We start from the raw sequence: 25,828 nt of genomic DNA on the forward strand, positions 1-25,828 counted from the left end.
GACCTGACATGGTAAATAGTACATCTTTGATTTCACTATTCATCTAGCCCTAAGCGTCGCGGTTTACTTACCTATGATTTCTCATTCGATGATAAACATATAAAAAGAAAGAGAGGCTGTATACCGTATTCAATAAATTAATAAAGTGGTTGAATAGGTTTAGTGGCGTTGCTACCATTAAAAGCAATGATTACTAGTGATTCAAATGGCATGACTCACGTGAATGGAATAAAGAAACAGGTAAAGCGGAACATGCCACGATTCAGGTACCCCGTACTTATACAAGAGTAATCGATGTGAAAGGTCGATAATTCTTATTCGTTTCATCGATATTGTCTTGAATGAATTGTAAAAGTAGAATATATTGATACAAATTAGCTACTTTTTTTATTGCGATTGGAACAAAGATGATTACATTTCGAGGGGGATTTATATGAAGCCAAAAGAAATACTTTGCCAATGGGTTGATGCGTTTAATCAGGCAGATGTTGAAATTATTTCAGAATTATATGATGAGAATGCAATAAACCACCAGGTTGCTAATGAGCCAGTTGTTGGGAAACAAGCGATCAAGCAGATGTTTGAGCAAGAATTTTCTAACGCAAAAATGGTTTGTATCGTTGAGAATATTTTCGAAGATGGACAATGGGCAATTTTAGAGTGGCGTGACCCCTTAGGTTTGAGAGGTTGCGGTTTTTTTCAAATAGTAAATGATAAAATTTTATTTCAAAGAGGCTACTGGGATAAATTATCTTTCTTAAAACAGCACGACTTGCCTATTGAATAAAAGGAATTCCCTTATAGGAATGGTTAGCAGATATGCATGACAGGAAGGTTGATCGCTTCACGTAGAATTCTTAAAGGAGCAACACTGTTTGAAAACAATACCTTTTGTTTAAGTAATGATTAAGAATAAGCTAGTTTACTTCCGTCGGCGCCTAGTTGCGTGGTATAGTTATTGATAAGCGACAAATATTTTTGTACCACACGTTACTTGTTTTGAAGAAATTTATTCAAACCTGGCGTAACTTCAGAGTTACAAGGATACAATAGAGGTTAGGGATTGTATCGTTTAAATGAGAAATAAATAATAGTAGTAATAGTATGCTGCACTTTCAAAGAATAAATATTGACTCGTCAGATAGCCTTCTCGTTTACCCAAACGAGAGGGCTATCGTTCATTAGAAAAGAAAAAGTGTCTTTTTCCTAAAAGAAAGGAAGAAGACACTTTTTGGCTTTATTCTGCTGTGAGGGGGATCGTCAGTTTGCGATCATCGGTTTGATCGTCGAGCATTGAATCGACATATTGCTTCAAAAAGTAAGAATAGGTCGCTAACCACTGATACTCCTCGGAGTCTTTGATAGCAGTTTTTTCTTCGGCTGAGTAAGTATCATTGCCAGTAAAAAGGGCGGTGTTCAACTTCGTGACAAACGCGCAAAGTTTTGTCATCTGGGCATCTGACAGTTCAGACACTGCGGACAATTGGTCACGGACCAGTTGGTCGGTGTCTTTTTCAAAAATACTTTTCTGGTAGTTTTGATAGTTCAGCAACTGTTCATCTGTTTGCTTCGTTTCAGCCGCCCAAGCATCGAGATCAATCTGGCGTGCTTCGTAGTTGATTTCCTTGTCAGAAAGAGAAAGGACACCGTAGCCTAATTCTGCCGTTGAATAAGACCCAGTGACTGCTTCATAAAGCGAATCATTCCCTTCGTTAATGTCTTGAATGTGGATATGACCAGAGAAAACGGCTGGCACGTTGAAGCGTTCCAACAAAGCGACAGTCTCAGAGGCGTTGTCAAGAACATAACCGTCTTGTAAGAGTTCATTATGACTGAACAAGTTATGGTGCAAAAAGACCAGTGGTACTTGCTCCGCTTCTTTCGTCAGGGTTAATTGCTCCTCCAACCAAGTTAGAGTAGCCGGTTTTAACTCACCATTCGTAATAGGATCATCCCAATTAACCTCAGAATCGTAGATACATGAATCGAGCAAAAAGAGACGATACTTGTCGTTTAACTGAATGCTGTAGCTAAGGGAAGACTTGTCGATACTGTTGGCTTTTTCGTAACCTTCAGCAAAAATCGTTTGAAAATCCTCAGGACTGATTTGATCTGCGTAGTATTCCTTTTCACCTTTAAATGCTCGCGCCCAACCATTGTAAATCTCGTGGTTGCCAGGTAATGCTAAAACCATAATGTCAGCTTCTTGCAATGGTTCAAGCAATCTTGCCAACTCTTGAGCACTTGCTTTCTCGCCATTGAGCGTCATATCACCGGTCAAAATAATTCCCGTGGGTTTCTCTTTTAAGGCTTGAGCGGTGAAGGCCTCGATCGATTGTTCTTGATACGTCATCTCTTTGCCAGCAGCTCCCTTTGTGAAGGTCTGAAAGGCTGCGCCGTTATCATGGAGCGTGGAGGAAAGAAAATGAATATCACTTAAGAGCCAAAACTCACTGTTGCTCGCCTGTTGCAATGGAGTATCGGCTTCATGCACCTTACGAAATTGAAAGAATAACAGGAAACAGGTGACAAAAAGTGTAAGTAGTGCCAATGGCCAAAACCATTTTTTGTGTGTACGAATCGCGATTCCCTCCTCGCTTGTTTTATTTATTATAGAAAGGAATAGGGATCTTGTCACATAAATGGTCTTTTTTTGAATGATTTCTTGTTTTCATAGTTTTTCTTATTAAAAAAAGTGTGATCAAGCTTTAAACCCTGACGAATTAGCTTTACTTTCGATAAAGATAACATGAATTGATTTTAGTTTTGATGATGAAAATGAAAAGAAAACGCGGTAATTTATTCAGAAACGTTGATTTAACGGTCTTTAATTGTCCTGTTATTTATCGTTGAGATAAAGGGAGTGTTAGATTGAAACATTTTTGTAACATATCCTTTATCTGTGTGTCATATCATTATGGTAGAATTCATTTGTCGTTAAATCGAACATTAAACTTTCTTAGACAAAATTAAGTTTTTATAAAGGCAGTTCATCTGTCAAATCAACCAGCTAGTCGGAGGAAAAACGAGTGAAGAATAGTTTGTTATCAGCATTAATGGTGTGTTCACTAACATTAACAGCAGTTGCAGCACCTGCATTAGCATTTGCAGATTCCATTGATGATCAAATCGAGCAGCAAGACCAAAAAATCAATTCTCTTAAAGGTCAGCAAGCTGACGCACAATCACAAATCGATTCTCTAGAAGCAGAAATTGAAACAGTGAGTGCAAAAGTTGCTTCATTAGAAGCGAAACAGGTTGAGTTAGGTCAAGAAGCTGAGAAATTGCAAGACAAAATCGCAACATTGAAATTGCGTATTGCCAAACGTGAAGAAGCAATCCAAAAGCAAGCCCGTGATGTACAAGTTAACGGTCAAAGCACCAATTTCATTGATGCTGTTTTAGAAGCAGATTCTTTAACGGATGTTATCGGTCGCGTACAAGCGATGACAACGATCGTCAATGCAAACAATGATTTAGTTGAACAACAAAAACAAGACAAACAAGATGTTGAAGACAAAGTCAAAGAAAACGAAAGCAAGATCCAAGAAGTTGCTGCGAACCAAGCAGAACTTAGCCAACAAAGAGATGCCATCGCAGCAAAACAAGCTGATTTAAATGTCTTGAAAGCAAACTTAGCAGCAGAACAAGCAACTGCTGAAAAAGACAAAGATGCATTGAATAAGAAAAAACAAGAAGCAGAAGCTGAAAAAGCACGTATCTTGAAAGAACAACAAGAAGCTGCTGCTGCTCAAAAAGCAGAAGAAGAAAGACAAGCTGCTGCTTTGAAAGAAGCACAACAAGAAGCTGCTGCTCAATCAACTGAAAGCACGACAGAGAATACAACAGCTTCTACTGAAACAGCAACAAGTAGTTCTTCAAGCAACACAAGCTCAAGCAATACCAGCAGTTCGAACAGCTCAAGTTCATCGAACGCAGGCTCTTCAAACACTGGTTCAAGCAATTCAAGCTCAAGTAACTCAGACTCAAACTCTTCATCAAACAATAATTCTACCGGAAGTATTTCTACTGGCGGCGGAAAAGATCATTCAAGCTCAGGTAACATGTATGCTTGGGGTCAATGTACTTGGTACGTGAAAAACCGCGCTCCTTGGGTAGGTACTTACTGGGGTAATGGTGCACAATGGGGTGCGTCAGCTGCAGCTGATGGATACACTGTCAATGGTACACCAGCAGCCGGTGCCGTTGTAGTCTTTGCCGCTGGTCAATCAGTTGGTGGCGAATGGACTGCTGATCCAACTTATGGACACGTAGCCTATGTTGAATCATACAACCCATCAAACAATACCATCACAATCTCTCAAGGCGGAATGGGCTTTGACAGTCCTGGTGGACCAAACACTGCAACAATGAGCGCATCTGGATATACTTACATCCATCGCTAATCAATTCAAAAGCAAAGCATCAACGCAATCGCGTTGATGCTTTTTTTTTTGATCGATAGCTTTCTAAATCAATCAGATAAGAGAACTACTCAGAGAGGCAAGACAGGGTTCTCTCAAATCTCATCAAGATTCTATAGAAAGTAGGAGGTTTCTCGTTTTACTATTCAAGGAGTGAGAAACGGCGAAAAGGTTCCTTTTGAAGTTACCACCAGTTCTTCCATTGCACGAGAAATCGCCGTGTAGAGAATTCGCCGGTCTTGATCGGTATGATAATTTTCTTCTGAGACATCATATAAGAGGACCTGCTTAAATTCCAATCCTTTGGCAAGATAAATCGGTAAAACCGTTCCATGAAATGACACGGCCTGTTTATCGAAGAACTGTTTGAGCTCCTCACTGGATCGACTATCTTTGGTGATGATCGTTACTGGTTGCTTAAGTTCCTTTATTATGTCTACTAACGCAACGTCAGGCAGATTGGCATAAAACCGTGGCAACTTTCCTTCTGGTCGAACGGCAGAGATGTTTAAATTGGTTTCTTTTGGTAGCATTTGGGCAAATAACCGCGTGATTGCACCGCTAGAACGATAACTCGTAGTCAGCTGATACGTTTCGAGGAATTTCGCCTGTTGTTGAAATAACGTTTGGATTTCTGATACGGTGATGGCACTTGTAAAGATCGCCTGTTGCTGATCCCCCACGAGGGTAAAAGCGGTCATAGGAAAAAGACATAATAGAAACTGAATTTGTGCTGGCGTATAATCTTGGACTTCATCGATAAACAGATAGCGTAACGCAGGGACAGGTTGTTTTTCGGCGAGCAAATGACGAATCAGCAATAGACAAACGGTATAATCCAAACTATCTGTTGTTTGCGTCAAAGTGATCTGTCCGTGAGTAAAATAGTCGGCACTGTCTGCTAACAATCGTTTCGTATCAAACCAAGTAAGGTCGTTGATTTGTTTGGAAACTTTTGCGTATTTTTTCTTCAGGAGGCGAATGGCTGCTTTCTGAATCGTTTTTTCTGAATCATCCTTTAAAACTGTCCCTAATAGGGAGCGCTGTTCGTCTTCAGTCAAAGAACGAACTTGGTCGTGAACATTTGCTGCTAAGGCATTTTTTTGCAGTCGATCCTCCCAAGCGTAAGCCAATTTCTTTTTGACTGCTTGGATGCGATCGCGCAAGGATGCCTGTTTCGGTGTCTCTTGGAAGAAAGTGTCGATCGTTTCTTCAGAAAAAAGGACGACGTTTTTTCTTTTGATTGGTTTAAACTGAAGCACAAGTTCTTCTGGCAGCTGTTTGCTCAAGGATTGAAGAAAGCGGCTGAAGTCCGCACTGCGCAAAAGGTCGATTGCTTCACTGGGTGTTTGCTGGATGCGGTCAAAATACGCCTCTTCCGATTCTAAGTCAACACTAGGAAATGCTTGGCAAAACTGGCGCATGGTCAACGTCAATGGATTTTTTTCACCGAGGGAAGGCAGCACTTGCGAAATATAATCAATAAACCGAGAGTTCGGGGAGAGGATCAAGACATTCTCTGCGGTCATCTCTTCACGAAAATGGTACAGCAAAAAGGCGACTCGCTGCATGACAGCAGACGTTTTTCCGCTTCCAGCAACACCGTTGACCAGTAGGTTTTTATGCGCTAAGTCACGGATGATGACGTTTTGTTCGTGTTGGATCGAAGCGGTGATATCTTGCATTTTTTGACTATTATTGGCTTCAAGGGCTGCCAGTAACACTTCATCTTGAATCGCGACTGAGGTATCAAAGGCTTGCTTCATGTGATCTTTTTCGATAATAAATTGTCGGCGATGTTCAAGAGCAGCAGAAATCGTCTGATTGTTCACTTGATAAGAGACCGGGCCCAAGCGTTTGGCATAGAACAATTCGGCAATAGGGGAGCGCCAATCATAGATCAACCCTTCCTTATTTTCATTAACAAAACCATTGATCCCAATGTAAAAATCTTCTATCGTTTCCTCATCTTCAAATTGTAGGGAGATTTTACCAAAGTAGGGACTATCCAGTAGACGGTCGATGGCAGCTAATTCACGTTCAGCAGATTGAAGAGCGGCGTTCATTTGGTCGATCTCACGATTCTTACTTTCGATGGCAGCAAAAGTATCTAAACGGTCAGCAAAATTATCAAAGTTTAAGCGAATCTCTTCGCCGATGCTTTGCATCTCAAGGCGATCTTTTTTTCTGCCTTCAGTCAATAAACTGTTCAGCACTGTCTTTCGCGTCAGCAATTGCTGGTACGTGTCTGCGAGATGCTTCTTTTCAGCCTTTAGGTCGTTCATTTAGACTCACATCCATTCTCCAAAGTATCTCAATTATACGGGCATCCACCAAAAATACTAGTCTATTTTTTTGACTCTGGATGCGGTATAATAATAGTGGGAAGAGGCAGCTGATTGTTCCAATGTCATGGGAGCAAGCAGAATGCGTCTATTTTTTTGTTTTAAAAATGGGAAAAAGGGTCATTGCTTGTGTTTTTGAAGGGGCTGTTTATACTGAATATAGAGAAAAATACAAAGCGAAAAATCGTTGAGGGAGTGTCAGCATGTCCAAATTATTGTCACCAGTGAAGCTAGCGAATTTAGCATTGGCCAACCGCGTCGTTATGTCGCCGATGTGTATGTATGAAGTAAAAAAAGAAGACGGTGTTGCGGAGCCTTTTCATTTTGTTCACTACGGGGCACGAGCATTAAGCAAAGTCGGCTTGATCATTATTGAAGCGACTGCCGTTGAACCAGACGGACGAATCACAAACAATGATCTAGGGTTATGGAATGAAGAGCAGCAAACAGAGCTAACGAAATTGGTGGAACTGCTGCATGGGTTCGATGCGCAAGTAGGCATCCAACTAAGCCATGCAGGACGAAAAGCAGTTGATGCCAGCAATCCTTTGGCACCAAGTGCCGTTGCCTTTAACGAACGCTACCCGTTACCGTCAGAAATGACCCTGTCGGAAATCAAACGGGTGCAAGATAGTTTTGTTCAGGCTGCCCAACGAGCAGCCAATGCGGGTGTCACGATGATCGAGCTTCATGGGGCTCATGGCTACTTGATGGATCAATTTCTTTCGCCTCTCGTCAATCAACGCACCGACCTGTATGGTGGTTCCTTAGAGAATCGGTATCGCTTTGTAAAAGAAACGATACAAGCAGTTCGAGCAGTCTTTTCTGGGTCCTTGTGGATGCGCTTGTCACTGACAGACTATGAAGAACCAGGACGCCAAAATTCGTTGGAAGATTGGCAGCAAGTGGCCCAATGGCTTCAAGCAGATGGCATTGATTGTCTTGACTGTTCCACAGGCGGTGTGGTGGATAAAAAGCCTAATATTCCGATCTATGATGGCTATCAAGTGCCCTTTGCTACAGCTATCAAGCAAGTGGTCGATATTCCCGTAGCAGCAGTCGGTTTATTGGATAATCCTGATCTTTGCGAATATCTTTTGCAAACCAATCAAGTGGATTTGGTTTTACAAGGCCGCGCATTGATCAGAAATGTCAACTGGTTGGCAGATGCAGCGACTAAACTTCACGATAAGTCCTTTCAAGCGTACAATGATTCCTATCAACGCGGGGTGAAGCGTTGAATCATTTGATAAAAAACTCTCCTAGAAGAAAATTCTTCTTAGGAGATTTTTTTATTCTACTAGTATGCTTTACAAACTAGTGACGAACACGTATACTAGGTACAATACTAGTTTGTATAACAAACTAGATAAAGGGAACCAAAGGAGGGAAATCGTGAAAGAGACGCAATTGCTAAAAGGGGTTTTGGAAGGGTGTGTTTTGCAAGTGATTGCTCAAAAAGAGATTTATGGTTATGAACTGGTACAGGAACTGAAGCAAAGAGGCTTTGAAACGATCGTTGGCGGCACGATCTATCCTTTGCTGCAGAAGTTGGAAAAACAAGAACTTATTACCTCTGAGATGAAAAAATCACCTGAAGGACCTGATCGCAAGTACTTCTCGATCACCCCGAAAGGCATAGACTATTTGGCACAATTTAGAGAACAATGGACGAACCTAATGAAGAAAGTCGAAGGATTATTTAAGGAGTGAGGAAACATGGCAAATAAACAAGAGACGACCTATTGGCGAGAGCAAACCAATCTGATCGAGCAACAATTCAATGAGAAAAATCGCCAATTTTTTGATGATTTTCGAAGCTACCTCTTACTTTCCAGCCTTTTTTACGATGAGCATAAAGTCACAGAGCAGGTATACGCGATTGCAATGGATTTATTAGAAGCACAAATTCATGGAGAAGAGGCGCAACACTATTTTGGCAATGATCCGAAAGGGGTGGCAGATGAACTATTGGCAAACACGCCAAAGAGCAATCTCAAAGAGCGTCTCAAATTGGCATATCTAGCGGTTGGTATCAGTTGGGGCATCAAGTTTATAGCTGATTTTACAAATCAAGGACCACTGGTTCTTAACCTGCTGGATTATCTTTTAACAGGATTGGTAACTGTGGTAGCGGTCATCGGGATTTTTGCGATTATCAGCAAAACCATCTATCAAAAGAAGGGCACAAGCAAGGTGATTCGTTTCGGCTCCCTTTGGCTCGTTGTGAGTGGCTGGATTGGTCTTTCACTGTTTATCAATCTGCTGACCCCAAACTGGTGGCTCCTGACGATCGCATTTCCTTTTGATGTAGTATTGGTTGGCAGTTTGCTGGTAGCGGCGATCGTTTTTGTTGTATCACGCAAAGAAAAAGCTTTTTATCCGATCGTTTTTCTACTGGGGGTATTTGTGTTGCTTGGTTGCCTGCAAAAAGCCATGGCATTTTATCACATTGGGGATCCATCGTGGATGACCGGAGGACTTTTGACACTGCTCGTTGTAGGGTTTCTTATTTTTCTCTGGTGGACCCGTCGAGTGATGAAAAAGCAATAAGCAAAGCCAGAAACAAGTGTGTTGCTTGTTTCTGGCTTTTTTACATGGACAAAGGCATTATCCTGAGGAATCTTTCTGCTTCATGCTACACTTAAAAAAGAAACGGAGGGAAATCAAGATGTTGACAACAGATCGGTTCTTTCACGGCCACAATAAGCAGACCGCTTTTTTTGAAGGCTGGTACCATAAGCACCAAATCGGTGAAGAAGTCTATGCTTTTATTCCAGGTCTTTCGATTCAAGAAGACGGTACCAAAGAAGTGTTCATTCAAGTGATCAATCATGAGGGCGCGCATTACTTCTCCTTTCCAGAAACTGATTTTCAGGTTTCAGAAGAGGAGCGAAAAGTAACGATTGGTGACAATATCTTTAGTGAAGCAGGCATTCAAGTTTCTTTAAAAAATAACGATCTCCAAGTACAAGGAGCAGTAAAATATAACGACCACAAACCGATTCAGCGGACACGTTATGCGCCGAGTATCATGGGGCCTTTTTCGTACCTGTCATTTATGGAGTGCTACCACGGTGTCTTGAGCATGAGTCATACCTTAGAAGGTACGCTGTACTGGAACGAAGAACCAATCGATTTTACGAACGGGATCGGTTATTTGGAAAAAGACTGGGGTACCTCCTTTCCAGCAGCTTATATCTGGGTTCAGTGCAACAGTTTTGATGCACCAGATGTACGGTTCTTTTTCTCCGCAGCCGACATTCCCTTTGCTGGTTTTGCTTTTTTGGGAACGATTTGTGTTCTGCAAGTCGGCAGCCAAGAATATCGTTTTGCTACTTATCATGGTGCAAAGATTCATGATGTCAAACGTACGGAAGACCGTTTAGTGATCCATCTCAAACAAAAACAGTGGCTGCTGACGATCGAAGTGTTGACGAAAGAAGGCCATTCGTTGTTAGCACCTTCTATTGGGCAAATGAATCGGATCATTCGCGAAAGCGCCAGTACGGAAATTGCCTTGACCCTTTTAGAAAATGGGCAGGAGATCTTGCGGCAGACAGGGACGTCGGCTGGTTTTGAAGAAGTAGCGAATCTGCGAGGATTTCACTATTAAAAAAAGGCGGGAAAAAAGCAGAAAAATTCGTTTCTTTTGATATACTAGTAGATAGTTACTGCGAAAACACGTATCTTTGGAGGGAAACGGATGGAAAAAATAACGAATGAGACACTGTTTGAACTGAAAACGATTGCGCAGCCTGCAGTGGGGCAAAATCAGGTTTTTTACTTGGAAACGGCAGTCAACCAAGAGACCAATACGTATGATTCAGCGATTTATAGTATTGACCCAAAGACCAACGAACGGCGTGAGTGGGGCACCGAAGCGACGACCCACAACAACCTAAAGGTCTCGCCAGATGAGCAAAGGCTCAGTTTTGTGACGACCGATCCAAAGAAAGGTGAAAGTACGTTATGGACTATGCCAGTGTCCGGCGGCAAGCCCCAAGCACTTGTCACTGAGAAGGGTCTGGGGGACTATTTTTGGAAGCAAGACGCAACGGCGGTCTATTATAAGCTGGCACAAGAAGAGCCGGTCTCAGAGAATCAAGACGACACAGAAAAGACGGACAAGCAAAAGGAATTTCCAAAAGTAAAAGCTACTACGAAAGTCAATTATTTGGCGGATGGCGTCGGATTTTTAAAAGAAAAAAAACATTCGATCGTCAAAAAAACGATCACGACACAAGAAACGGAACTGATTTTTGAGCATGATTCTCCCTTTGTTTTTTCTGGCATCGCGGATGATCAGAAGACGTTGTTCCTCACCTTTGACAAAGAGGAAGAAGATGAATGGGACTATGGCTCGAAGGTTTGTCTCCTTGATAGCCAGACGAAAAAGACAGAAAGTTTAGAAAACATCCTGCCAGAAGGAACCTACACTTTTGCTGCTGCGCGCAATGATCAGCTGTTACTATTAGGCAATGATCTCTCTTACGGATTTGTGACCTTGGATGATTTGTTTTTGATCGACTTAAAAACGAAAGCAGTCAAAAATCTTTCCAAGGAGTTAGATGTTGCCTTTGGCAATGCGATCATCAGTGATTTTCAACAAAAAAATCGTGGCGTAGCGATCACCTGGTTGACGGATGACACATTCCTTGTACCCGTAACAGAACATGGCAAGCTACAATTGTATCGTGCCACGACCCAAGGAGAATGGACCAAACTCCTTGATGAAAAAATGGATATCCTCGATGCGGCGATCTATTCAGAAGCCAAACTTGCTGTTGCTTATGCGTCGCCAACGATCCCTAGTCGCTTAGCATTGATTGACTTAACAAGTGGTGAAGTAACCGATCTCTATGATCCTAACCAAGCAGTTATGTCACAGTTAGCGATCAGTAAACCCGAAGCGTTTTGGTACGAAGGAGCAGATGATTGGCAAATTCAAGGCTGGTATTTGCCCCCGACCGAAACACAAGAAAGTCATCCAGCAATTTTGTACATCCATGGCGGTCCGCAAGTCTGCTACGGCGAAACATTTTTCCACGAGATGCAAGTCCATGCCGCCAACGGCTATGGGGTCATCTTGTTGAACCCTCGTGGCGGGCAAGGGTACGGTCAGGCGTTTGTCAAATCGATTTTAGGTGATTATGGCAATAAAGATTATCAAGACTTGCTGTTGGGGGTGGATGCCGTGGTGGCAAACCATCCAGAAATCGATACGAACACGATCCATGTAGCTGGTGGCAGCTATGGTGGCTTTATGACCAACTGGATCGTTGGTCATACCGATCGTTTTTGTGCGGCAGTTACGCAACGCTCGATCTCAAATTGGATCAGCTTTTATGGGACGAGCGACATTGGACCTGCCTTTGTCAAATTCCAATTGTTGAGGGAACTTGATGAGACCGAAGGACTTTGGAAGATGTCGCCTTTGGCCTATGCCAGCCAAGTCAAGACACCCACGCTAGTCCTCCATGGGGAAAATGATTTGCGATGTCCGCAAGAACAAGGACAGCAGTTTTACATGGCATTGCAACGTCAAGGCGTCGATACGAAGCTGATACTGTTTCCTCAATCCTCTCATGGTTTATCACGCAATGGCTTGCCGAACTTGCGGATAGAACGCTTGCAGGCGATTAGTGAATGGCTTGCGTCACATGAGAACCAATCAGTAAATTAACCGAATGAAATCACCTGACAAAGAATCACGACTTGGGCTGCTTGAAAAGCCCAACCAGTGATTTCTTAAAGATCAGGTGATTTTTTTGCGCGATCAAAAGCTATAGGTTCCTGATATCTTGCCGCCAATGACAGCGACGGTTGAAAACAAATTCATATGACGTTTTCTTCACGTGTTAAATAACAAAAAGAAGAAATAGTTTTGCTTGCTTCCTGTGTTTTAGTGTGATATGATACAAAACGTAATCGTTACACTTTGAGTGTTCTTTTGGTGTGACGCAAGAGAAAGGAGCTGGTTATTATGAGAAACAATATTATTTTGGCATGTGTGGAGACAGGGGAAAGACTTTATTTGACCAATAAGAACCAGCGCAATACGCCGGAACGTTTAGAATTAAAAAAATATTCACCAAAGTTGCGGCGCAGAGCGATTTTTCGTGAAATCAAGAAATAGGAAGGAAAATAACTGAATGGCAAAAAAATCAAAAATTGCAAAATACAACAAACAAGTACAACTCATCGAACAATACCGAGCAGTACGTCAAGAACTAAAAGCACAAGGAGATACCCAAGCATTGGCCAAACTACCGAAGGATTCGAATCCGACTCGTTTGAAGAAACGGGATATGATCGATGGTCGTCCGCGCGGCTACATGAATAAATTCGGCATGTCACGGATCAATTTCCGTAAGCATGCACATCTCGGAGAAATTCCCGGCGTTACAAAAGCAAGCTGGTAACAGAAAGGAGTCAATATGGAAAAAACGGACTTGTCTAGTGCGTATCGACGTTTAAAGAGCCCGAACATCAAAACAAGGAAACGCGCATTAAAGATCATTCATGAATTTAAGCGAAATAAACGAAAAAATGCATTGCAGCTGCATGCATAATGAGAAAGTGAAAGAAAGTTGGAAATGACATGGCAGTACCTGCAAGAAAAACATCAAAAGCAAAAAAGAATAAGCGCCGGACCCACTATGGCGTCAAAGCACCAGCGATTTCGTTTGATGGGACAACAGGAACCTTCAAGCGCAGCCACCATGTATCATTAGCAGAATATAAAGCGCAGCACCCGATCGAAAAGAATTAACGGCGTCTTATGACGCCGTCCAGAAAGCAGGGGGAAAATGGAGATCATCTATCCGTCATTGATTGAAGAAGCCTATCGTCACAGTAAAAAATTTCATCCAGAGATCACCAAAGAGGCAATCTATCGCCATTTTTACGAAGCGGGCTTGATCAAAGAAAACGGCGATCCGACGGAAAAAGCCTTGTCAGAAGGGGTCGTTAAAGATTATACTGAGGACTGGGATCTTACCTTTGAAGAATTTTTGATGATCTACCCCGTGTTTCGTTCCTTTGACTCAAAGCATTTCAAGAAGATCGAGCATTTTTGGGAAATGGATTTGGCTTTGCAAGAACAAATTCTTGCCCAATGGGAGCAAGAAACCTTCACAGAGGAAGAGATCATCGACCTAACTGCTTTTTTTGAAGAGCGATTACCTTCTAAAAAGCAACAGTGAATGAACCGTGAAAGGCGTACATGTGATGAAAAAGACGATCCAGCCATTTTTAAAACTTTTAAAGCCCTATGATTATCTGCTGTTTGTTCTGTTAGTTGTCGGCTCTTTTTTACCGCTTTTTCTATTTGAAGCACAAGCTCAAAGTGATACCGGCGATCGGTATGCAATCGTGCGGATCAATGGAGAAGAGGTTGACCGTTTTAACTTAGAAGAAATCGATGCGATGGAAAAAACCTACTATCCAGCAGAAGGTCAGTACAATATCGTCGAGATCAAAGATGGCGCGATCCGAGTTCGTGAAGACAATAGTCCCGACCAGATTGCTGTCAAAACCAGCTGGATCTATCGCAATGGGCAGACGAGCATTTGCCTGCCTCATAAGCTGGTGATCGAGATCAAGCAAGCCGGTGCCTCTGACTATTTAATTTATTAACAGAAAAAGGAAGCCAGCTGAACAATTCCTGTTCAGCTGGCTTTTTTATGAGGATGAGCAGAAGAAGCTGTCAAAACCGCCAATCGACCAACGTGTAAGTCAGCCAGAAACAGCGTTTTTGATACAAGAAAAGCGCAGAATTCCAACTGTCAGAAGAAAGAGGAACTATGGGTGAAAGCTACAATCTCTGTCCAATCGTTCACAAAAATTTCTGCCCAATCATCTAAAATAGTTGGGGAACTGCGGCTCTATTTGGTATACTTAGGCAAGTCAGTTCCTTTGAAGCTTCTTTTTCTAAGGACTATGAACGAGCGATGATACAAATATGACCAATTTTCGGAAGTGATAACTTTACTAGATGGGGGCTTAACGAAGATGGGAAATGAAACAATTTGGGAAAACACAGACAATTTTTATCTGTTATGTCAACCAATCATGCAGGTAGAATCGCTAAGTCAGCAAGAGGTGAACGGCTATGAGGTCTTGCTGCGCAGCGAGAAAAACAACCGCTTTCCGCAACAAGAATTCAGCGCAATGATTCAATCTGAAAGCGGCAATCAGCAGTTGATGGGGTGGTATGCCCAGGAGTTGCAACGGTTGTGCCAAAAAAAGCCGAAAACCCGCTTTAGTGTCAATATTCATCCACAACAGCTGCTGTGGCAGTCAACGTGGACTTTTTTTGAGGGGATGACTGCCCACAAAGAGCAGTTGCAGATCGAATTAACAGAGCATCCTGTTAAAGGTCAGCATGATTCTTTTGATTTGTCTACTGCCCTTGCAAAAATCAAAGCCTATGGCTATGTGATCGCTGTCGATGACATCGGCTGTGGCCAAAATACCCTGTCATTGGTCTTTGCCAATCTTGAAAATGTGGATTGTTTGAAATTTTCACTACTGCCGTTTATTCAGCTCGATGAGGAGATCGGGTTTAGTTTCTTGACTTGTTGGTTGAAGGTCGCCAAAAAGTATCAGCTTGAGTTGATCGTTGAAGGCATCGAGACCCGCGATAAGATGGCGCAGCTGCTTGAGATGGGGGTTCATTTACAACAAGGATATTTATGGTCTAAAGGAGAGCGATTGTGATGGAATGTTAGAACGAGGCGTGCTCTTGGCGTTTGGTTTGCCGCTGATGATTGCCAGTTTACTGGTGACCGCAGATGTTTTTGTACGAAGTGTGCAAAAAATATCGGTTTCTCGTCCATTTAAGTATTTTATTATTGGTATTCTGACGTTTACGCATTTGTATTTTATTCTTTCTTTCTCAATGAATTCAGTTGGGTTTATCTGTTATCAATACACAACTGCTTTTATTGCGAGTCATTTTTTCTATGGTGATCGTGGCAAGATCTTGATTTTGATAACGCCGTGTATGGTCGTTTTCTATTTACTGTTTGTCGGTTTTTCTGACATTGGCAAAGCCTTTTATTTACCGCTATTAGGTGTCGGCGTCTTTGTCCTTGATTTTCTCTTATCAAAAATCAAGCCGCTGCGTCCGCAACAGCAATTTTATTTGATGTATTTTTTGACCTGTCTGATCTCACCGCGTTTTTCGATGTTGGTCCATCATACGACGACCTATGACTGGGAAGCGATGTTGGCAGTACTTGTTGGTTCTTTTGTGCTGTTGGGCGGCTTTATGTGGCTGCATCGGTTGATTGAAGGCGAAGAGTACCAAGTACTGGCAGAGTTGGCGAATAGTAAGATCGATGCATTGACCGGCTGCTTCAACTATGGGACCTATAACCACGATCTGCTTCAAGCCGTTTCACAGAAAAAGACTGTGACGATCGCCATGATCGATCTCGATCACTTCAAAAAGGTCAACGACCGTTATGGTCATATCGCTGGAAATGAGCTGTTGAGAACCTTTGCCACACGGACAACTATTTTTTTAGAGGCGCATTTTGCCGAGACCTTTTCCTTTTATCGTTATGGCGGCGAAGAGTTCTGTGTCGTGATCGAAGGGGATGTCAAAGAAAAGACCGTAGCTGCGATGACGACGCTGTGTCAAACTATTTCCAGCAGTATGTTTCCTGTCGCCAATTTTGAAAAAGGGACGATGTCTTTGTCTTGCGGCGTTGAAGCGAGCACCGTTTGTCATGGCGATATCTTGGCAGCCGTCGAAAGAGCCGATCAAGCACTCTATCTCGCAAAACAAAGTGGTCGAAATCGGGTGTGCACCTTACCTGAGACGTAAAAAAATAATGAAAAAATGATTTGCACAAATTCACAAAGAATTAAATCTTTATGCACAAAAAGTTAGTAATAATAAAGAAATAATGTTATTTATTTAAAAAATATACATTTTGCTTTTTTTGTTTATCTTGAGAATCTTCGCATATCAACAAAAAGATTGAAACTATGTATAATTTCTGGTAAATTATTCTAAATCAAGAGTGATAAAAACTGTCAATAATAAATAGTGATTCTTACTTGATGCTTTGTCCGCTTTTCCAATGAAATGTTTCTGGAATTGTCCCGTCGAATCAGCAAGTAAGGGTTCTTTTTTTTAGAAAGGAAGCACAGGAAATGGCAAATACGTTGGTTGTCAATACACTCGCAAATTTAGGCGCAATTATCATCAATATTTATTTGTTATTCAAAATCAGTGACGGATTCGTTGGCCAAGGGACGTTCAAAGCGAAACAGATCGCAGCTGCGATTGCTTGTGAAACCGTGGTGGGGATGCTGATGATGAATTTCTCTTACGTCGTATATGAAACGCGATTTGACCTGCGCTTTTTGCTTTACGCTTTTTCCATGAAATATCTGGGGTGGAAGGTGACCGTACCGACGATGGTCAATCTAGCGTTAGGGCGTTTCTTGTTTGAAGTATCAAAATCGTCTTGGTTGAACTTATATCTTACGTTTTTTTTGATAGTGACACTGACATTTCTGCATGCTTGGGCCAAACGGCGATTTACTGACAAACAAGAGTTATTCCTATCAATTACCTACTTGATCGCTATCTCCTTTCTTTTTGGTTTTTATCTGACGGGCGATATTCAAAAAACGACCCTAATTTATATAGTTTATGGCATTCTCGCCTATACGTTGGCGTTTTTCCTTTACTCGATAGTAAATGATATGCAGCGCATTTTGGCATTGGTCAAAATCGACGATCTTACGCAGTTGAACAACTTCCGTAAATTTCAAGATGACCGCCAACGCCTAGACACGACCGAGGTGGACTTATCGATCGCTTTGATCGATATCGATCATTTCAAAAATTACAATGACCGTTACGGACACCGTGCTGGGGATGTGATTTTGCAAGAAATCGCTCGTATTTTTTCGACCTACTGTACGGCGAGCAATCCGGTCTATCGCATCGGTGGGGAAGAGTTTGCGATCTTGATCCAAGGAGACGCACAGGCTGCTGCTTATCTCCTCGAAAAAATCCAAAAGCGCATCCGTTACCAAGAGATCATCTTGGATGCAGGCGATTCGGTCAGCATCACGTTGTCGATTGGGATCGCACAACGGCAAAAGGGCGAGTTGCTACAGCAAACACAAGAACGAGCCGATCAAGCATTGTATCGAGCCAAGCGCAGCGGTCGCGACCAACTCTGTCTTTACTGATGGAGTTGGCTTCTTTTCTTTTTTATTTTCAAAAATACTACCTTAAATGAGGAGCGCATATGGAAAATAGTTTAATCATGATTCCTTCGCTAGAACCTGACCACAAACTGCTGGCTCTGGTGGAGAAAATTCGTTTGCATAACCAGCACCTGCCGATTTTGGTCGTGGATGATGGCAGTGGGGCAGCTTATCAGCCTGTCTTTTCGGCATTGGCACAGCAGTTTGGTTGTCAGGTTTTGACCCATCCAAAGAATCTTGGAAAAGGCGCAGCCATCAAAACCGCCCTCACCGAAGTGCTGACAAACCAGCCAGCTGTTGAATTTATGGTGACCATTGATTCGGATGGGCAGCATGAGTATACCGATATGATGGCTTGTTTAGCAAAGGCCCAAGCCCATCCCGACAGTATTATTTTAGGGACCCGATCCTTTGGCAAAGAAGTGCCCTTACGGAGTAAGTTCGGCAACATATTGACCCGAAATATCCTACGTTTAGCGACTGGTCTTGCCATCGAGGATTCGCAGACGGGCTTAAGGGTTTTCCCTCGGAAATTCATGACAGATTTGTTGGCGATCTCAGGTGAGCGCTTTGAATATGAAACGCGGATGCTGATCGAAGCCCAGAAACGGGGGTGGCCGATTCTCTCGCAACCGATCGCCACTATCTATATTGAAGAAAATGCCTCTTCCCATTTTCGGGTCTTGGCAGATTCCGTCGCTATCTATAGCGTCTTTTTGAAGTATTTGTTTTCATCTGTGGTCTCCTTTTTTGTCGATGTGATCGCCTATGCGTTATTGATCCATTTCTTGTCTGTCATCGATCTGTCCTCCATCGTGATCGCTTCGTTGGGTGCCCGCTTGATTTCGGCGATCGTCAATTACTACATCAATCGCGAGCTTGTTTTTGGTCAACGGACAAAGAACAGTATGCTGCAGTATTTTTTATTAGTGATCGTACAGATTTTGCTGTCCTCTTTCCTCGTCTACCTGATCTATTTGATCCTGCCGATCGGGGATTCTGTGTTGTTAAAAATAGGCGTCGATTGCCTGCTCTTTTTCTTTAGTTACCATGTGCAAAAAAATGTCATCTTTAAGGAGTGATTGAGGTGGAACAAAAACGTTTGCCTTGGGCGAAAAAAGTCGTTTACTTTCTGGCGTTTGTCTTCTCACTGATCTATTTATCATGGCGGGGGCTGTATACATTGCCATGGCACGAGTCTTGGTTTGCCCTGCTGTTTGGTTTGCTGCTTTGGGGCAGTGAGATCGTATCGAACTTTACGGGCTTGCTGTTGATTTGGAACAAAAACAAAGCAAAGCCTTTTGAAAAACCGATCGTGCCAGAAGCCGACTATCCAGCGATCGATGTGTTGATTGCTACCCATAATGAAGAAGTGCCGCTTTTATTAAAAACAGTCAATGCGGCAGTTCATATGAAATACCCCGATCCCAAAAAAGTTCACATCTACTTGTCAGATGACACCAACCGTCCAGAGGTCAAAGCACTGGCAGATAAATTTGGCATCGGCTATATCGGATTGACAGGCAATCAGCATGCCAAATCAGGCAATCTCAATCATGCATTGTCAAAAACCAATTCGCCGCTAGTGGCGACCTTTGATGCAGATATGATCCCTTACTCAGATTTTTTGCTGGAAACAGTGCCATATTTTGTGGCAAATCAGCAGGAACGCCGCAAAGATCAGACCATCAAACCGTTGGGCTTTGTCCAAACACCGCAAAGTTTTTACAATGCGGATCTTTTTCAGTACAATCTTTTTTCAGAAGCGGCGATCCCTAACGAGCAGGACTTCTTTTCCAGAGAAGTCAATGTTTTGAACAACGCCCATGATACAGCTATTTATACAGGTTCCAATACGGTGATCGCACGAGAAGCGATCGAAGCCGCTGGCGGATTTCCGACGGACACGATCACGGAAGATTTTGAATTAGGTGCCTTGATCAATTGCCAAGGTTATCGCAGTTTATCAACACTGCAGCCCATGGCCAGCGGTCTGTCTCCCATTGATATCCCAAGTGCCTTAAAGCAGCGGATTCGCTGGGGAAGAGGAGTGGTCCAAAGTGTCCACAATCTCCATCTTTTTAAGAACAAGACGTTGTCTTTGGCGCAAAAAATGGTTTTCTTAAACAGTTATTTGTATTGGTGGTCGTTTTTGCGTCGGTTGCTGTTTATTTTCGCGCCGATTTTGTACACCGTCTTTAATGTAAGGGTCGTAGAGACCAACTTTTGGGTCTTGCTGCTGTTTTGGCTGCCAAGCTATACGTTCTTGCATTTGGCGATGCAGGATTTGAGCAGTGATATTCGAACGCAGCGCTGGGGCGAGATCCAGGAAACGATTTTTGCACCTTACCTAGTGATTCCTGTCTTTTTACAAGCCATTGGCATCAAAGAGACCCGTTTCAAAGTGACCAATAAAGCAGCAACTCAGTCTAAAAAAGACTTGTTGTTTGTGGTGCCGCATTTGTTGCTGTTGATTTTGACGATTATCGGCTTAGTGAAGTTTAATTACGGCAAATTCGGTTCAGAGATTTTCTATGGCAGCGTGTTGACCTTCTGGCTGCTGACCCATTTCTTTAACTTAACCTTTGCGGTCTTATTTTATCTCGGTCGCCCGATTTACCGAACGACGGAACGGTTCAGAGCCCATTATCCTGTTGAAGTTTCCGACCAAGACGCCAGCTATTCTTTGATGACAGAAAATATCTCAGAAAACGGCTTGTCCTTCGTTTCTGACGTTCCTCTTTATTTTCCGCCAGATGCGCAGCTGACGTTTAAAATCACCCGTAATGGCTACCAAGCAGAGATGACGGGAAACGTCGTCCGCGTCTTTTCAGGCAAGGATCGCTGGGTCTATGGGGTTGCTTTACACCAATTATCAGAAAAAGACTACTTGGCTTATTTGCAGATCATTTATGATGGCTTCAATCAAAGCTTGCCAGTTCTGCGTGATCCGTGGATGACCTTCTTTGACAGTCTTTTTGAAAATCTCGGTAAGCATCTGCTGCAAGCCAAACAAAAGCCATTGCCGCCTCAACGAGTGCCCATACTGACCATTGATCAAAAATGGAACTTTGATGAAGGAACCTATACGGTCACAACGTTTGGTTTTGACCAGCTCACGTTGGCAAAAACAGAAGAAGTCGAGATGCCGACCCATCTAACCTTACCGATCAGTAATCTTGTGCTTCACGCTGAAAAAGCAACGCTTCAACCAACAGAAAATCAAGTGATTTATCAAGTAAGCAATCTTTCCGAGCTGCGTTTTACAGCACCCTTTCAAGAATGGGTAGACAGCTTGCTGAGAAAGGAGGAAGATGATGATCGAGATCCTGCTGCGATTTAGTCTCTTTGGTTTATCATTAGCTGGCTATGCCTATCTTTTTGTACGAGTTTGCCATTTTCCCAAACACATCAGCTGGATCGCTGCTTGCTGTTTGCCGATCCTCGTTCTTTCCTTTGTCGCATATGGTCCAAAAGGATGGTTGATCTGGGGGGCATGGGTTTTATTTGGTCTTGGCTTACTATTATGCGTTTGGCGTTTTTGGCAGGAGCGCTATCAGGTACGGTGGGGCTTACAAGAGCCCATCATGCTGTGGTTTTACGGCTATTTTGCTTTGTTCGTTTTAACATTGCTTCACAGTCATTTGACCCACTATGACAACTTCTCCCATTGGGCGACGATCGTTAAATTCCTTTATACGCAGGGACAATTGCCAACGGCAGCCGATGCCATCATCAGTTTTACTTCCTATCCTTTAGGCAGCTCGCTGTTTGTTACTTATACATCGATCATCGTTGGCTATCATGAGAATGTCTTGCTGATTGGTCAATTGATTTTGATTTTCTGTAGTCTGTATAGTTTCTTTGCGATTATTCGTGATCCGAAAAGAAAGCTGGCTTTTGCCCTGATCTTCACCAGTATGGCGGTTTTCAATTATTTTAATATTGCGATTCGAATGAATAATTTGTTAGTAGACTTTATCCTGCCAATGTTGACTTTAGCTGGCATCGCTGGCTTATTCGCTTTAAAAGGCAAAGTATTACCGTCGATCGGTTTCTTTCTTTTGATTGGCGCCTCTCTTGATTTGGTCAAAAATAGTGCCGTCTTTTTTCTGCTGATTTTAGGCGGCTATTTACTAGTCTGCTTGTGGCAGGCATCAGTTCGTTGGCGGCAACGACTGGGCATGATGATTGTAGGATTAGCTGCCATTGGGCTATCTGTCCTGCCAGCGATTCTTTGGAACCTGCATGTCAAAGCGAATTTTCCTAAATCGAAGCATGAAGTCAGCGTGACCGCTTATAAACAGATTTTTGGTGAAAAGGATTCTCAGATACTGCAGCAGATTACGGATGTGTTTGTCAAAACGATCACGGATGTTGCGACGATCTCCACGCAAGGGATTCTCTTGATCCAGGTCATCCTGTTGGGCAGTTGGCTATTTGTCCGATTTATCATGAAAAAACGCAATCCATTTTTAAAAGAACTGCTGTTGATCGATGGTATCATTGGGGGGTATTATTTAGGAATCTATGCCATGTTCTTGTTCTCGATGCCCACTGATGAAGCATTGTCTTTGGCAGGGTTCGATCGCTATGCCTCAAGTATCGTGATTTTAGCACTTGGCTTAATGACCTTTTTCATGGTCAGAGGCATTGATCATTTGTATCATGAACAAGCGATCGATCGGCGAAACTACCGTAGTTTTGCCAGCTTGACCACGAAAAAAATCTATCAATACAGTACTTTGATTCTGTTGTTTTTTGCGACATTGCTGATCCTTTCAGAAAACAATGGCATGCGTTATACCAATCGTGAATATGCTGCTTCGATTCCAGCACAAGTTTCAGCCGTTACTGGCGATCACTTTGACCTAAACGAGAAAAAATATTTGGTGGTCAGTACTAACAAAGAAGCAGTAGATAGCTACTTAGTTGGCTATGTCGGAAAATATTACTTGTTTTCACCTAATGTCGATGGCCGAGAGAATTTCCTCTTATCCGATGCAGATTTTCGCACGCTTTTAAAGCAATACGATGAAGTCGTCGTCTTAGAAGAGCACTATACCTTTAATGCCATGACGAAGAAGCTAACAGGCAAGACCTTTGCCCCAGGCGTATATTCGGTGGCGGAGGTGTTGGGGCGTTAAGGAAAGGAATTTTTCAAGCGTGTCTCGTTATTAGAGAATCAAAAGTTAAAATACCAATGAAACAGACGACAGTTCGTTTGTTCATTGGTATTTTTTTTCTGTTCCCACTGAGTAATATCCTCTATACTATGAAAATACCAAAGGACATGTAAATAATCTGGATTAAACGAAAAAGTACACATGAAAAAAACGGTGCAATATATTCAGTGCCTATGAATTACTGTAATGAATGCAGTAAAAGTAAGTGTTTTCATTTTTTTAAGAAAAAGCTACCATTAGTAATGTAGATGAGGTGATAGTTTCATGATCAGTGAACGGGAAAAAGAAATTATTCGATATCTCTTAGAAAATGGACCAACAACGGTTGCTAAAATTGGGTTGCATATGTCGCTTTCGCAAAAGACAGTTTCGCAATCGCTAAAGAGAATTGATGAATTTTTGCAGGAAACAGCAATAAGGCTTGTTCGCAAACCTAGAGTAGGGGTATTTCTTGATGGCGATTCAGCTGAAATTCTAAAGTATCTTGATGGGCACGAGGAATCAAACTTACCGACGAGCAAAAAAGATCGTATTCAGTTTCTTTGCTTTGAAATACTGAAACAAAAAACGTATTTTACGCGTCAACAACTACAAGATGCACTTTACATCAGTAAATCAACTTTAGAAAATGACATGGGGCAGGTAAGCGAGATCTTTCGTCATTTTAACGTTACGATTGAAGTTTTACCGGGGAAGGGTTCCTTTTTGAATTTGTCAGAACAAGAAAAACGTCGTTTAGCATTTGATTTGATCTACTATTTCTGGGGTGGAAATTGGAAAATAACACAAGAGCAGCAACGCTATTTGCATTCGATTCAAGGAATTCCTCAGTTTGTTAATGATTTTATTGACCTGACAAAGATTTCTTTAGTTGATACGCTCTTACAAGAGTATTTGAAAAAAGAACAAATTACGCTTAATGATGCTGCCTATCACTCACTATTGCTTCATCTAATCATCATGATTGATCGGGTCAAAGAGAAGAATTATCTGACTTTCGAAGAAAGAAGACATCCTTTGATGGAGAATAGAGCTTTTTATCGTTTTATTGCTTCAATAGAAGAAACGTTTTCTCTGTCGTTGCCAGTTTCGGAAGTTCATTATATTTCGCTTCATATCTATGGGGATTCGTTGGTGAAGAAGAATGACTCCGATGATTTGCTTGATGAAACGATACGCAAATTGATTCATGAAACGATCTCCCTACGCAATGAAAGTCTTTTGTTAGGATTGGTATCACACATCAAAGAAGCTATTTATCGCATTCAAAAAGGATTAGTCATTCATAACCCTTTTCTAAATGATGTGAAGAAGAATTTCCCTTTGTCTTTTGAGGAAGCGCTTCGATTAGCTCGTGCCTTAAATTGGCATTTTTCGATTTCGATCCCCGAAGATGAGGTTGCCTTTCTGGCCGTACACATCCAAGTGATGAAAGAACAACGAGAAGAAAAACAACCGAAGAAAGTGAGTGTCTTATTAGTTTGTAGCAGTGGGAAAGGCACTTCACAGCTATTAGCTGCTCGTATTCGGAGAAATTATGAGCAAATCGATATTTCCAGGATTCTTTCAATTCAAGAGTTGATTCAGACCAATATTTATGAGGACTTGATTTTATCGACAGTGGATTTAAAAATCGATTCGATTCCAACAATCCATGTTTCACCTGTACTGAATAAAGATGAGCAGCGAAAAATAGAAGCCTTTTTAAGAAAAATCGAAGAAAAACAAAATGGTTCTTTCAATCAGTTTGCGAAATTGATTCATGAGGACTTGATTTTTTTAGATCATCATTTTGAAGATTATCAAGAGGTGATTACATTTATTGGGGAGCAATTGATTACTCGTGGGTATGTAAACGAGGAAATGATTGACTCTTCACTAAAAAGGGAACAGCTTTCCTTTACTTCTTTTGGACGATTCGCAACACCTCATGGTACACCAGAATACGTGAAAAAATCAGCGATTGTATTTTTACGTCTTAATAATGAGATCCACTGGGGAGAAACAAAGGTGAAATATGTCTTTTTCATCTGTATCAAAGATGAAACTGTACAAGAACTTGAGGAAATCTATGACACGATGCTTAATGTGATGGAATCAGATGAACGAACCTTCCTCCTTAAAGGGACGAAAGAGGAATTAAAAAAGTATTTACAAGGGGGAACATAATATGAATATAGAAACACTACTACCTTTTGAACATATTGTTCTTGGTCTAGAGGCAACCACTAAAGAAGAAGTGGTCCGTCAATTAGCAAAAATATTGGTAACTGAAGGAATTGTTCAATCCGAAAATGAGTATGTTCAATCAGTTATGGAAAGAGAAGATCACTCGACCACAGGAATAGGCAATAATATAGCAATCCCCCATGGAAAAAGTCGTGCAGTTTCTGAACCCGCAATCGTTTTTGCTCGGTTAAAGGCACCATTAGAATGGCAATCCTTAGATGATGAACCAGTAACGGTTGTGATTATGCTTGCTATTCCTGAAGAACATCAAGGAGACACCCATTTACGGATCTTATCAGAAATTGCCATGAAATTGATGGATGAAGACATCACAGAAGCGCTGAAAAGCGAAACAGATAAAGAGATTATCGCGAAACTATTAAGCGAATAAAACGGAGAAAAG

Annotated in this window: 23 protein-coding genes; 21 read left to right on the forward strand and 2 right to left on the reverse strand. The window is 42.0% G+C overall.

Features of this window, described 5'->3' with window-relative positions; translation table 11 throughout:
• Positions 1-433: 433 nt before the first annotated feature.
• Positions 434-787: a nuclear transport factor 2 family protein gene (locus tag ACTW1R_RS04320; protein WP_154694199.1), complete on the forward strand. Its 354-nt coding sequence runs from the start codon at positions 434-436 to the stop codon at positions 785-787.
• Between the two features lie 450 nt (positions 788-1,237).
• Here ACTW1R_RS04320 and ACTW1R_RS04325 read toward each other — a convergent pair whose 3' ends face one another.
• Positions 1,238-2,638, reverse strand: coding sequence for a metallophosphoesterase (locus ACTW1R_RS04325; protein ID WP_167821621.1), 1,401 nt, complete (start codon positions 2,636-2,638; stop codon positions 1,238-1,240).
• Positions 2,639-3,029: 391 nt separating this feature from the next.
• On the opposite strand from ACTW1R_RS04325, the gene ACTW1R_RS04330 reads away from it, so the two are divergent.
• Complete coding sequence (locus tag ACTW1R_RS04330) at positions 3,030-4,406, forward strand: CHAP domain-containing protein (protein ID WP_060792881.1); 1,377 nt, start codon at positions 3,030-3,032, stop codon at positions 4,404-4,406.
• Between the two features lie 164 nt (positions 4,407-4,570).
• Here the strand turns inward: ACTW1R_RS04330 and ACTW1R_RS04335 are convergent, their stop codons facing one another.
• Positions 4,571-6,709, reverse strand: coding sequence for a HelD family protein (locus ACTW1R_RS04335; RefSeq protein ID WP_156236027.1), 2,139 nt, complete (start codon positions 6,707-6,709; stop codon positions 4,571-4,573).
• Between the two features lie 263 nt (positions 6,710-6,972).
• Here ACTW1R_RS04335 and ACTW1R_RS04340 point away from each other — a divergent pair, with 263 nt between their 5' ends.
• The 19 genes from ACTW1R_RS04340 to ACTW1R_RS04430 all read left to right on the forward strand — a co-directional run bounded on the left by ACTW1R_RS04340 (position 6,973) and on the right by ACTW1R_RS04430 (position 25,816).
• Positions 6,973-8,010 carry an NADH:flavin oxidoreductase/NADH oxidase gene (locus tag ACTW1R_RS04340; RefSeq protein ID WP_167821622.1) on the forward strand — a complete coding sequence of 346 codons (1,038 nt, stop codon included), beginning with the start codon at positions 6,973-6,975 and terminating at the stop codon, positions 8,008-8,010.
• A gap of 154 nt (positions 8,011-8,164) precedes the next feature.
• The gene (locus tag ACTW1R_RS04345; protein WP_008377296.1) at positions 8,165-8,482 is read left to right on the forward strand and encodes a PadR family transcriptional regulator; all 318 of its coding nucleotides are present in this window, start codon (positions 8,165-8,167) and stop codon (positions 8,480-8,482) included.
• 6 nt (positions 8,483-8,488) lie between these two features.
• Positions 8,489-9,322 carry a DUF1129 domain-containing protein gene (locus ACTW1R_RS04350; protein WP_271815046.1) on the forward strand — a complete coding sequence of 278 codons (834 nt, stop codon included), beginning with the start codon at positions 8,489-8,491 and terminating at the stop codon, positions 9,320-9,322.
• Positions 9,323-9,440: 118 nt separating this feature from the next.
• Complete coding sequence (locus tag ACTW1R_RS04355; RefSeq protein ID WP_128488067.1) at positions 9,441-10,385, forward strand: tocopherol cyclase family protein; 945 nt, start codon at positions 9,441-9,443, stop codon at positions 10,383-10,385.
• A 90-nt stretch (positions 10,386-10,475) separates the two neighbouring features.
• Complete coding sequence (locus ACTW1R_RS04360; protein ID WP_271815045.1) at positions 10,476-12,455, forward strand: S9 family peptidase; 1,980 nt, start codon at positions 10,476-10,478, stop codon at positions 12,453-12,455.
• 300 nt (positions 12,456-12,755) lie between these two features.
• Complete coding sequence (gene rpmG, locus ACTW1R_RS04365) at positions 12,756-12,908, forward strand: 50S ribosomal protein L33 (RefSeq protein WP_005225339.1); 153 nt, start codon at positions 12,756-12,758, stop codon at positions 12,906-12,908.
• A gap of 16 nt (positions 12,909-12,924) precedes the next feature.
• Positions 12,925-13,194, forward strand: a complete 270-nt coding sequence (gene rpsN, locus ACTW1R_RS04370; protein ID WP_005225340.1) for a 30S ribosomal protein S14 — start codon at positions 12,925-12,927, stop codon at positions 13,192-13,194.
• 15 nt (positions 13,195-13,209) lie between these two features.
• Positions 13,210-13,344, forward strand: coding sequence for a putative metal homeostasis protein (locus ACTW1R_RS04375; protein ID WP_218212891.1), 135 nt, complete (start codon positions 13,210-13,212; stop codon positions 13,342-13,344).
• A gap of 29 nt (positions 13,345-13,373) precedes the next feature.
• Positions 13,374-13,544: a 50S ribosomal protein L32 gene (gene rpmF, locus ACTW1R_RS04380; RefSeq protein WP_005225341.1), complete on the forward strand. Its 171-nt coding sequence runs from the start codon at positions 13,374-13,376 to the stop codon at positions 13,542-13,544.
• 37 nt (positions 13,545-13,581) lie between these two features.
• On the forward strand, positions 13,582-13,977 hold the full coding sequence (locus ACTW1R_RS04385; protein WP_015509167.1) for a hypothetical protein: 396 nt from the start codon (positions 13,582-13,584) through the stop codon (positions 13,975-13,977).
• 25 nt (positions 13,978-14,002) lie between these two features.
• Positions 14,003-14,410: a NusG domain II-containing protein gene (locus ACTW1R_RS04390; RefSeq protein ID WP_005237322.1), complete on the forward strand. Its 408-nt coding sequence runs from the start codon at positions 14,003-14,005 to the stop codon at positions 14,408-14,410.
• 375 nt (positions 14,411-14,785) lie between these two features.
• Positions 14,786-15,493: an EAL domain-containing protein gene (locus ACTW1R_RS04395; RefSeq protein WP_074932405.1), complete on the forward strand. Its 708-nt coding sequence runs from the start codon at positions 14,786-14,788 to the stop codon at positions 15,491-15,493.
• Positions 15,494-15,497: 4 nt separating this feature from the next.
• Positions 15,498-16,607 carry a GGDEF domain-containing protein gene (locus ACTW1R_RS04400; RefSeq protein WP_123834635.1) on the forward strand — a complete coding sequence of 370 codons (1,110 nt, stop codon included), beginning with the start codon at positions 15,498-15,500 and terminating at the stop codon, positions 16,605-16,607.
• A 332-nt stretch (positions 16,608-16,939) separates the two neighbouring features.
• On the forward strand, positions 16,940-17,992 hold the full coding sequence (locus ACTW1R_RS04405) for a GGDEF domain-containing protein (protein WP_005225346.1): 1,053 nt from the start codon (positions 16,940-16,942) through the stop codon (positions 17,990-17,992).
• A gap of 59 nt (positions 17,993-18,051) precedes the next feature.
• Complete coding sequence (locus ACTW1R_RS04410; RefSeq protein ID WP_005225347.1) at positions 18,052-19,092, forward strand: bifunctional glycosyltransferase family 2/GtrA family protein; 1,041 nt, start codon at positions 18,052-18,054, stop codon at positions 19,090-19,092.
• Positions 19,089-21,353: a glycosyltransferase family 2 protein gene (locus ACTW1R_RS04415; RefSeq protein WP_368854524.1), complete on the forward strand. Its 2,265-nt coding sequence runs from the start codon at positions 19,089-19,091 to the stop codon at positions 21,351-21,353. Before ACTW1R_RS04410 ends, ACTW1R_RS04415 begins: the two co-directional genes overlap by 4 nt.
• Positions 21,328-23,157, forward strand: a complete 1,830-nt coding sequence (locus ACTW1R_RS04420) for a lantibiotic ABC transporter permease (protein ID WP_271814937.1) — start codon at positions 21,328-21,330, stop codon at positions 23,155-23,157. The genes ACTW1R_RS04415 and ACTW1R_RS04420 overlap by 26 nt, the downstream gene beginning before the upstream one ends.
• 303 nt (positions 23,158-23,460) lie before the next feature.
• Positions 23,461-25,365, forward strand: a complete 1,905-nt coding sequence (locus tag ACTW1R_RS04425) for a BglG family transcription antiterminator (protein ID WP_271814936.1) — start codon at positions 23,461-23,463, stop codon at positions 25,363-25,365.
• Between the two features lies 1 nt (position 25,366).
• Positions 25,367-25,816: a PTS sugar transporter subunit IIA gene (locus tag ACTW1R_RS04430; RefSeq protein ID WP_086297724.1), complete on the forward strand. Its 450-nt coding sequence runs from the start codon at positions 25,367-25,369 to the stop codon at positions 25,814-25,816.
• Positions 25,817-25,828 lie beyond the last annotated feature (12 nt).

The sequence above is a fragment of the Enterococcus sp. R12 genome (assembly GCF_058135755.1).

What these genes read in the sequence shown, in the direction of transcription:
- ACTW1R_RS04320 (WP_154694199.1), top strand. Translation starts at nt 434, where the DNA reads ATGAAGCCAAAAGAAATACTTTGCCAATGGGTTGATGCGTTTAATCAG.
- ACTW1R_RS04335 (WP_156236027.1), bottom strand. Translation starts at nt 6,709, where the DNA reads ATGAACGACCTAAAGGCTGAAAAGAAGCATCTCGCAGACACGTACCAG.
- ACTW1R_RS04340 (WP_167821622.1), top strand. Translation starts at nt 6,973, where the DNA reads ATGTCCAAATTATTGTCACCAGTGAAGCTAGCGAATTTAGCATTGGCC.
- ACTW1R_RS04350 (WP_271815046.1), top strand. Translation starts at nt 8,489, where the DNA reads ATGGCAAATAAACAAGAGACGACCTATTGGCGAGAGCAAACCAATCTG.
- ACTW1R_RS04355 (WP_128488067.1), top strand. Translation starts at nt 9,441, where the DNA reads ATGTTGACAACAGATCGGTTCTTTCACGGCCACAATAAGCAGACCGCT.
- ACTW1R_RS04360 (WP_271815045.1), top strand. Translation starts at nt 10,476, where the DNA reads ATGGAAAAAATAACGAATGAGACACTGTTTGAACTGAAAACGATTGCG.
- rpmG (WP_005225339.1), top strand. Translation starts at nt 12,756, where the DNA reads ATGAGAAACAATATTATTTTGGCATGTGTGGAGACAGGGGAAAGACTT.
- rpsN (WP_005225340.1), top strand. Translation starts at nt 12,925, where the DNA reads ATGGCAAAAAAATCAAAAATTGCAAAATACAACAAACAAGTACAACTC.
- ACTW1R_RS04375 (WP_218212891.1), top strand. Translation starts at nt 13,210, where the DNA reads ATGGAAAAAACGGACTTGTCTAGTGCGTATCGACGTTTAAAGAGCCCG.
- rpmF (WP_005225341.1), top strand. Translation starts at nt 13,374, where the DNA reads ATGGCAGTACCTGCAAGAAAAACATCAAAAGCAAAAAAGAATAAGCGC.
- ACTW1R_RS04385 (WP_015509167.1), top strand. Translation starts at nt 13,582, where the DNA reads ATGGAGATCATCTATCCGTCATTGATTGAAGAAGCCTATCGTCACAGT.
- ACTW1R_RS04390 (WP_005237322.1), top strand. Translation starts at nt 14,003, where the DNA reads ATGAAAAAGACGATCCAGCCATTTTTAAAACTTTTAAAGCCCTATGAT.
- ACTW1R_RS04395 (WP_074932405.1), top strand. Translation starts at nt 14,786, where the DNA reads ATGGGAAATGAAACAATTTGGGAAAACACAGACAATTTTTATCTGTTA.
- ACTW1R_RS04400 (WP_123834635.1), top strand. Translation starts at nt 15,498, where the DNA reads ATGTTAGAACGAGGCGTGCTCTTGGCGTTTGGTTTGCCGCTGATGATT.
- ACTW1R_RS04405 (WP_005225346.1), top strand. Translation starts at nt 16,940, where the DNA reads ATGGCAAATACGTTGGTTGTCAATACACTCGCAAATTTAGGCGCAATT.
- ACTW1R_RS04410 (WP_005225347.1), top strand. Translation starts at nt 18,052, where the DNA reads ATGGAAAATAGTTTAATCATGATTCCTTCGCTAGAACCTGACCACAAA.
- ACTW1R_RS04420 (WP_271814937.1), top strand. Translation starts at nt 21,328, where the DNA reads ATGATCGAGATCCTGCTGCGATTTAGTCTCTTTGGTTTATCATTAGCT.
- ACTW1R_RS04425 (WP_271814936.1), top strand. Translation starts at nt 23,461, where the DNA reads ATGATCAGTGAACGGGAAAAAGAAATTATTCGATATCTCTTAGAAAAT.
- ACTW1R_RS04430 (WP_086297724.1), top strand. Translation starts at nt 25,367, where the DNA reads ATGAATATAGAAACACTACTACCTTTTGAACATATTGTTCTTGGTCTA.